Origin of the sequence: Methanobrevibacter sp., from assembly GCF_017431965.1 — an archaeon.
Lineage (GTDB): Archaea > Methanobacteriota > Methanobacteria > Methanobacteriales > Methanobacteriaceae > Methanocatella.
Genome location: NZ_JAFRKB010000022.1, coordinates 1 through 4,409, shown reverse-complemented (window position 1 = coordinate 4,409; position 4,409 = coordinate 1). Strand labels below are relative to the sequence as shown.

Here is a 4,409-nt window from a genome sequence, read left to right as displayed (position 1 = left end):
GAAATGGGTGTCATTGACTGTGTTTTCCTTAATTTGATATCCGTGATAGTTTTCAACATCAGTAGAGCCGTTTAGCAGCATGTCTCTTGCAAGTGCAAAACCTAAACCACCAACAAGGTTTGAATTTTCCTGACTGTTATAGGAAGTTAAAACGAAATGTTTTGACTCACAGGCATATGATTTGATTCCATATCCAAGATCGCTCCATGTAGCATCGTCAGTTTTTGGAACGTCGATTGTAGTGCCGTTACTAATCTGGATGGTTTGGTATTGTGTTTGGTTAAGCAATGTAAATGCCACTAATCCCGCAAGAGCTATTATAACTGCTATTAGTATTATAATTATGATTTGTTTTTTTTCTAACATTTTCATTGTTCCTTTTAAGTTTCTTATAAATTATATATATTTTGTGTTTACTTAAATTTTTATATTTAATATTATTGATTTATTGAATTTCTTAAATTTGATAGTTTTATTAATTTTTTAATTTCGTTATTTTTTAATACATGTTTATATATAAATTGTATTAATCATGGAATATTGTTTTCATTTAGTTAAATTGATTTAAGTAGGTTTTAATATGTCTGAAAATATGCATATGGATTCATTTTATAAATTCTTAATTTCCAATGGATATTATTTTGATAAAGAATTAATTGAAAATTATCTTTTATCTTTAAAAGTTAAACCATTTGAAATATTAACTGGTAATTCTGGAACTGGAAAAACAAAATTATCTCAGTTATTTGCTAAATATCTGGCTGAAGACAGGGTTCCTAAAAAACATGATGGATTTTTCACATTAAAGGTCAAAACTAATTATTCCTCTTGGGAAAATAAGGGGTGGACTCTCTCAAAAGAAGAAATATCAAATATAGTTCCCATTAGTGAATGCAGTACTAAATGTGATATGTTAGTGGATAACATTCCTGTAAAAGGGTCTATAAATACAATGGTGCAATTATATTATGATAGTGATGATATTAAAGATTATTTTAAAGAATTATATGAAATAAATTCTAATGGAATTGTTAATTTAGAAGTTTCTTGTGAAGATTTGAAAGATTTTATTTCTAAAGATTATATTGAACCAAATGGAAAAATTTTATTAAAACAAAAATCTAATAATTCAGCTTCTGAAAAGAGGCAATGGTTTGCTCATAAAAATATTTTTGATTATTATCCGTTTGATTCAGGTTATTCTAAATGTAATATTATTGTTAATGATATGAAATCAACTGCCAGAATTAGAGTTGTTCCAAAAATAACTTTTAAAAAAAACGATACATTACAGAAATACTTGCGTGAGAATATTGGTAAAGAGGTTGATGTCGAATTAAATATAGATAAGTTTAATTTTGAGAATTTTATTTCTGATTGGAATTGTTCAAAAACAAAAATAGAATCTTTGGATAACTTTGAATTTAAACAAAAATACCAAATTGTCCCAGTAGGAGCTAATTGGACAGATAATACAAATATTGTTGGTTATTATAATGTAATCACAGAAAATTATCAATCAACTCCTGCTTATGATTTAATTAAACAAGCTCAAGAAGATCCTAATAATCCTTATTTTTTGATTTTAGATGAGATGAATCTATCACATGTCGAAAGATATTTCGCAGACTTCCTATCAGCTATTGAAAGTGGAGAGGAAATACCTTTGTATGGTAAGGATGAAACACTAAAACTTCCAGAAAATCTTTTCATCATAGGTACTGTTAATGTTGATGAAACCACCTACATGTTTTCTCCAAAAGTGTTGGATAGGGCGAATACCATTGAATTTGATACATTGTCTGCATGGGACTATATGGTGTCTGATTTAGACATAACGGACTTTAAAGGAGATATTAACTATCTTCAGTCTCCATTAATGGATTCTAACATTACAGATTTGAATATTGAAGATTTAAAAGAGATTTTATCAGAAATTTACCACGATGATGATAATTTATGGGATGTTTTGGCAATGGAGCTAACAATATTCCAGGAAACTCTTAAAGGGTCTGGTTTTGACTTTGGTTTCAGAGTAATTAATGAAATCTTAAGATTTATGGTAGTTGCCTGGAGATATGAAAACGAACCAAGCGAATGGACTAATTGGGAAAGATACTTTGACGCTCAAGTCAAACAAAAGATTCTTCCAAAATTGCACGGATCCGAAAAGGCCATCGGCAAGGTTTTAACTAATTTATTCAATATTTGTTTGGAAAACAGAAACAATAATGAAAACCCTAAAAACTTTGTCATTGACAAAAATAATTCCAGATATTATACTTCTGCTTTAAAACTTCAGAGCATGTCTAAAACATTATCCGATCAAAGATATGTTTCATTTATTAATTAGGATTTAAATGATTGAGCAAAAAGTAATAATTCAATTAACTGATGAAAATTTCAATGAATTTGGAACATTAACAGTCAGTTCTCTTGATTATGATGGCAATGAAGAATTTGACATTAACATCTCTAGTGAGATAACATTTGAAAATGTTTCATTAGTTGATGAACCAGATAATCAAACTCCAATCCAATATTGCCAAAATATTGGAGCTAATTTTGCAAAATTAATGTTTTTGGAAGAAACAGAGTATCAAATTTTATTTGAATCAAAAGATGTTGAAGCTAATTTTGAGGTGCTATATTCATTAACTAAAATGAACGATAATCATTTTAAACCATTCAGATTTACTTTAGGAGACAACAACAAGTTCAAAGTTGCAGGAACTCTTAATTTCAGAAGTTATGTCGGAAAGTCATTTTTAGATGTGAGAAAAGATAACATAAACTCAATTAAAATTCCTATTGAGGTCAGATCCAAAAAAATAGATTATTTCAGCCAGTATTCGTCCATGATTGCTGATTTATCGCAACATGCATTAAGTTTGATTTTTGAAGTAAACTCTCCATTGTATCAGGAATTTGAGCTCGATTACAGACAAAAGGAAACTTATTATGAGGACTTCATGTTTTTGGAGTATTTGTTTAGAGAAGACAATTTGCCCTCAATTTTTGAATATTTATCTAAAAACCTGCATTCTCAGCTTAAAAGTCATATTGAAACTGTGCCATTATCATTGGCATCCAATGTCAATCAGAATACTTTAAAAAATATAATATCAAAACCTAACGAGTTATTCAAGTCTGATGCTGACTATAGAATAGTCAATAAATTAAATGGTTACATACCTCATGAAATCGATCAAATTAAACATGAGGACATTATTGACATTCCGGAAAACAGATTCTTCAAGTACTTTTTGGAATTAATTCGTAATTTGGTTGAAAAGTTACTTAAAAGCTCCAAAGAGGGTTATATTAAAGATAAGCTATTATTTTTCAGTGATGAAATTGAATATTATTTGTCAAGTAAATTTTTTAACCATATATCTGCAATGGATTATGTTCCATTCAATTCACAGATTTTACAGAAAAAGGAAGGTTATAGGGAAATTTTCCATTACTTTTTAATGCTTGAATTTTCATTTAGGTTAAGCTGGGATGAAATTAACGATCAGTTTAAAGGATTCGAAAAGAGATTAAGCGAATTATATGAATATTGGTGTTACTTTAAAATGTTAAAAGTTTTAAATGAGTTGAGTGTTCGAAAAATCAATTTTGAGGATGTTTTTAAGGTCAATAAGGATAACTGGTCCATCAGCATTAAAAAAGGAGTTCAGTCCGCCAAAAGATTCAAACTAAATTTATATGGTCAAAACATTGAAATTGAACTATTTTACAATTTAAGATTTTCAGATAAATCCAAATATAGATCATATTCACTTGTGTTTAAACCGGATTATACTTTACTTGTTAAAATTGGCGAAAACGTTAACTACATCCATTTTGATGCCAAATACAGGTCTGAACTTGAAATTGCTGATTTTTACTCAAAAATAGATTTGTCTGATAAGGAATTGGATGAAGAAATTGAAAAAAGAGATTCGCTGGAAGAAAAAGAAACTGTTTTTAAAGATGGGGATATCTATAAAATGCACACTTATAAAGATTCAATTTTAAAAACTGAGGGGTCTTATGTGTTGTATCCGGGGAATGTTACAAAAAGATTTTATGAATCTGATTTAATTATTCCTTCAGTTGGTGCTTTCTCTTTAACTCCTGGAAATGAAGATATTGAAGAAGATAATTTAGCTATTTTCATTAAAGAAGTTCTCAAAACACTTTTATTTAATCATGGTTTGATAAATTATGAGTTTGTTAGTGTAAATGATTAATTAATATGTTTATTTATAAATAACATTTATAACGCAAGCTGCCAAATATAAAATCATAAGGAGATTAACTTATGAAAACTTTGAATGTCGTTGCAGCCATTATCAAAAAGGACAATAAAATCCTTGCAACCAAAAGGGGCTATGGCGAGTTTATAAACATGTGGGAAT

Annotated in this window: 3 protein-coding genes and 1 pseudogene; 3 read left to right on the top strand and 1 reads right to left on the bottom strand. The window is 28.5% G+C overall.

Going from position 1 to position 4,409, the window contains the following annotated elements:
• On the bottom strand, positions 1 to 372 hold a 372-nt coding region (locus IJI93_RS02230), incomplete at its 3' end, for a hypothetical protein (protein WP_292819271.1).
• A 208-nt stretch (positions 373 to 580) separates the two neighbouring features.
• On the opposite strand from IJI93_RS02230, the gene IJI93_RS02225 reads away from it, so the two are divergent.
• The 3 genes and pseudogenes from IJI93_RS02225 to IJI93_RS02215 form a co-directional block, all read left to right on the top strand.
• Positions 581 to 2,353 carry an McrB family protein gene (locus tag IJI93_RS02225; RefSeq protein WP_292819261.1) on the top strand — a complete coding sequence of 591 codons (1,773 nt, stop codon included), beginning with the start codon at positions 581 to 583 and terminating at the stop codon, positions 2,351 to 2,353.
• Positions 2,354 to 2,360: 7 nt separating this feature from the next.
• Complete coding sequence (locus IJI93_RS02220; RefSeq protein ID WP_292819259.1) at positions 2,361 to 4,241, top strand: DUF2357 domain-containing protein; 1,881 nt, start codon at positions 2,361 to 2,363, stop codon at positions 4,239 to 4,241.
• Positions 4,242 to 4,312: 71 nt separating this feature from the next.
• A pseudogene (locus tag IJI93_RS02215) lies at positions 4,313 to 4,409 on the top strand (8-oxo-dGTP diphosphatase MutT); the annotation flags it as partial.